Raw genomic sequence first — 3,847 nt, forward strand, 5'->3', positions numbered from 1 at the left:
ATATTATTTTATTAAAGCCATCCACAACTGGAGCAATATCTTCTTCTTCACTTAAAATATCAACCACACTTTGAAAAGGTGACAGTTTGGGTAGATCTTGTCCATGAAATACAATTTTATTATTATTCCTTTCTACGATATATTTATTGTTAAACAATAAATATTCGTTAATAATTTTGAATTTATGTTTTTCCGCTTCTTCCTCATTTTGACTAATTGACAAAGGCATTTTTTTAGTCTCAAATTTACCAGTCCATCGATACTCTGCCTCATTCTTAACGACAAAACGAATATCCCATTCAATTCCATTAAACGAACCACCATTAGCTATTTTTTTTAGATCTATAATTGATTGAAGAATCTGAGTTTTGCCAACCCCAGATACACCAACTAATAAAGTAAGATCGGAAAATTGTATAGGCTCGAACTGCCATTCTAATTCGCGATCGCAATAAGTTATCTCTTGAATTCTCATCTTTCTATCCCAATCACAAAAAAACTAACATATCTCAAAAAAAACCATTTAAAACCAACCACCCCTCACACCATCTCATCCAGTTCCCTCCACCATTCAATAACCTCCAAAAAAACCTCCGCGTACCTCTGTGGAACCCTCTGCGTCCCTCTGCGTTAAAAAAAACTATAATTAGTATACAATTAACACATAAAATAATCCCCCCAACAACTCACCCTGACAGAAACCTCCAAAACCATTAAAATAAAAACAGCAACTCCTGCTGATAAGTATGAACCATGACCTCACCCGTAGAATTCCAAGACGTATTTGATGTAATTGTAGTCGGTGCCGGACACGCCGGATGCGAAGCTGCCCTCGCCGCAGCCAGATTAGGCTGTCGCACCCTATTACTAACCCTAAATCTCGATAAAATCGCGTGGCAACCCTGTAACCCCGCCGTCGGCGCACCTGCTAAATCCCAACTCGTTCATGAAGTGGACGCATTAGGGGGAGAAATTGGCAAAATGGCGGATCGAACTTACTTGCAAAAGCGGGTACTTAATATGTCGCGTGGACCAGCAGTTTGGGCATTACGCGCCCAAACCGATAAGCGAGAATATGCGGCGGTGATGAAGGGAATTGTGGAAAATCAAGAGAATTTGACCATCAGAGAAGGGATGGTAACGGATTTGGTTTTGGGTAAAAATGATGAAGTTATTGGAGTTGAAACTTATTTTGGTGTAGCCTTTCAATCGCCCACAGTTGTTCTGACTACGGGTACATTTTTGGGCGGAATTATTTGGGTTGGAAATAAGTCCATGTCAGCGGGAAGGGCAGGTGAATTTGCCGCAATTGGTTTGACAGAAACACTGAATAAGTTAGGCTTTGAAACAGGACGATTAAAGACAGGAACTCCGGCACGGGTAGATAGGAGATCCGTAGATTACACTAAGATGGAACCCCAACCGGGAGATACAGAAGTTAGTTGGTTTAGCTTCGATCCTGATTTGTGGGTAGCCAGGGAACAAATGAGTTGTTATATCACCCGGACTACTTCAGAAACTCACCGATTAATTCGAGAAAATCTACATCTTTCTCCCGTTTATGGTGGTTGGGTAGAGGCCAAAGGACCCCGTTATTGTCCGAGTATTGAAGATAAAATTGTTCGCTTTGCTGATAAGGATAGTCATCAGATATTTATCGAACCAGAAGGAAGAGATATTCCCGAACTCTATATCCAGGGATTTTCTACTGGTTTACCAGAGACTTTGCAATTGCAATTACTCCGTACCCTTCCCGGTTTAGAAAAATGCACAATGCTCCGTCCAGCTTATGCAGTCGAATACGATTATTTACCTGCTACTCAGTGTTATCCTACCCTGATGACTAAGAAGATTGCCGGGTTATTCTGTGCAGGACAAATTAATGGAACAACCGGGTATGAAGAAGCAGCAGCCCAGGGGATTGTGGCAGGAATAAATGCGGTGCGATATGTTAGAAATCAAGAACAAATTATCTTCCCTCGCGAAGAAAGTTATGTTGGCACATTAATCGATGATTTGTGTACCAAAGACTTGAGAGAACCTTATCGAATGTTAACCAGTCGTTCAGAATATCGGTTATTATTGCGTTCAGATAATGCTGATCGGCGGATGACTCCTTTAGGAAGAGAAGTTGGACTAATTGACGACCGTCGCTGGCAATTATATACTGAAAAACAAGCTAAAATTGCCGCAGAAAAAGACAGACTCCAGACAGTGCGGGTGAAGGAACATGAGGAAGTGGGAATTGCGATCGCAAATAATACCGAACAAAAAATTAAAGGTTCCATTACCCTAGCAGAATTACTGCGGCGTTCTGGTTTCCACTATATCGATTTAGATCGCTATGGATTAGGAAATTCGGAACTCAACAAAGCGGAACGAGAAGGGGCAGAAATTGATATCAAATATGCGGGATATCTCCAACGTCAGCAAAATCAAATTGACCATGTTTCTCGTCAATCACATCGACAATTATCGCCAGATTTGAATTATGATAGTATTGAAACATTATCCAAAGAATCTCGCGAAAAGTTGATGAAAGTAAGACCATTAACTATTGGGCAAGCAGCGCGAATTGGTGGGGTTAATCCTGCTGATATTAATGCCTTGCTGATTTATTTAGAGATGGGTTCTCGTAACTTACAGGTAGTCCGTTAATATAGTTCGTAGTAGGCGCTTCAGCGCCTTGACTATTTGTGGGAGAAATAGGTGGTTTTAGTTTGGCTGGAGGAGATGGAGATATTTTTTTTTAACGCAGAGGTACGCAGAGGGTAAGAGAGAGGTACGCAGAGATTTTTTTGGCAAGATGTCGTTTTAAGTTTGGAGGGTTAATTAAATGACGACTGGTTTGAAAACTCCTAGTAGTTACTACATGGCGCTAATTACTACCTTTCCTCCACGCCCTATCGCCAATGATTATGAGTTAATCGCCACACAAAATCAGATTAATTCTATCTTAGATAAAGGAAAAATTACACAAGACGATCGCGACTACTTAAAAGTACTTGGTCTTCTTGTTTATGATTACGAGAACAAACATGAACCAATGCCACTACTAAAGGGAGTTGAATTAATTAAAGCTTTAATGGAAGAGTCTAACTTACAACCTAGCGATTTAACTTATATCTTTGAAACTGAGTCAATCTTCTTGGATGTTATCAATAAAAGATGCCAACTTAACGCAGATCAAATTAATAATTTAGCGGCTTTATTCCATCTCTCTCCTCATGTGTTTGTTGAGTAGTTAAAGATTGTGAAAATAACCAACAAGACTCAAACAATATCTCTAATTACATGAAGGTTTATAGGCTTTATATAAGTTGTGTTTTTATTGGTATAATGTTTTTTTAACGCAGAGTTACGCAGAGGGTAAGAGAGAGGTACGCAGAGGTTTTTATGTAAGATGCCCTGTTAATTATGGACAGTTAGTTATCAGCTAAACTAGCTGATAACTAACCATTTATAGGGGCTAGGGGGAAAGGGAAAAGGGTTGTATATATTTTTTTTACCCACTCCCCATTTCCTCTTATTATTCCACGGTATGACCGATAGAGGTAATTAGCTCTTTAATCGATGATTCTGATGTTTCCGTTTCAACGCTGACAGTTTTGGATGTTACATTAACATCTACCTTGGCTTGAGCATCATAATTGACAATATTTTTCGTAATGACATCAGCACAGCCTTCGCAGACGATACTGGGTACTTTTAAGGTTAGGGTTGCCATAGTTTAAACCTATTTTGAGTGTTTTTGCATGGTTCAATATTTGATTTTACCTAATTAGGTATCTAGAGTGGTAGTATCGCAACTAAAGTTATCTATCTGTTGCATTTTGCTATATAATAT

3 protein-coding genes and 1 pseudogene are annotated in these 3,847 nt (G+C 39.3%); 2 read left to right on the plus strand and 2 right to left on the minus strand.

Going from position 1 to position 3,847, the window contains the following annotated elements; translation table 11 throughout:
• A pseudogene (locus NJ959_RS26985) lies at positions 1-475 on the minus strand (AAA family ATPase); the annotation flags it as partial.
• A gap of 278 nt (positions 476-753) precedes the next feature.
• Between NJ959_RS26985 and mnmG the strand changes: the two are divergent.
• Positions 754-2,658 (plus strand): tRNA uridine-5-carboxymethylaminomethyl(34) synthesis enzyme MnmG, encoded by a 1,905-nt coding sequence (gene mnmG / locus NJ959_RS26990; RefSeq protein ID WP_254014849.1) that lies wholly within the window; start codon positions 754-756, stop codon positions 2,656-2,658.
• A 178-nt stretch (positions 2,659-2,836) separates the two neighbouring features.
• Positions 2,837-3,244, plus strand: a complete 408-nt coding sequence (locus tag NJ959_RS26995) for a helix-turn-helix domain-containing protein (RefSeq protein ID WP_254014850.1) — start codon at positions 2,837-2,839, stop codon at positions 3,242-3,244.
• Between the two features lie 285 nt (positions 3,245-3,529).
• Here NJ959_RS26995 and NJ959_RS27000 read toward each other — a convergent pair whose 3' ends face one another.
• Positions 3,530-3,727 carry a heavy-metal-associated domain-containing protein gene (locus tag NJ959_RS27000; protein WP_254014851.1) on the minus strand — a complete coding sequence of 66 codons (198 nt, stop codon included), beginning with the start codon at positions 3,725-3,727 and terminating at the stop codon, positions 3,530-3,532.
• Positions 3,728-3,847: the final 120 nt, after the last annotated feature.

The sequence above is a fragment of the Limnofasciculus baicalensis BBK-W-15 genome (assembly GCF_024178385.1).
Taxonomy (GTDB): domain Bacteria; phylum Cyanobacteriota; class Cyanobacteriia; order Cyanobacteriales; family Coleofasciculaceae; genus Limnofasciculus; species Limnofasciculus baicalensis.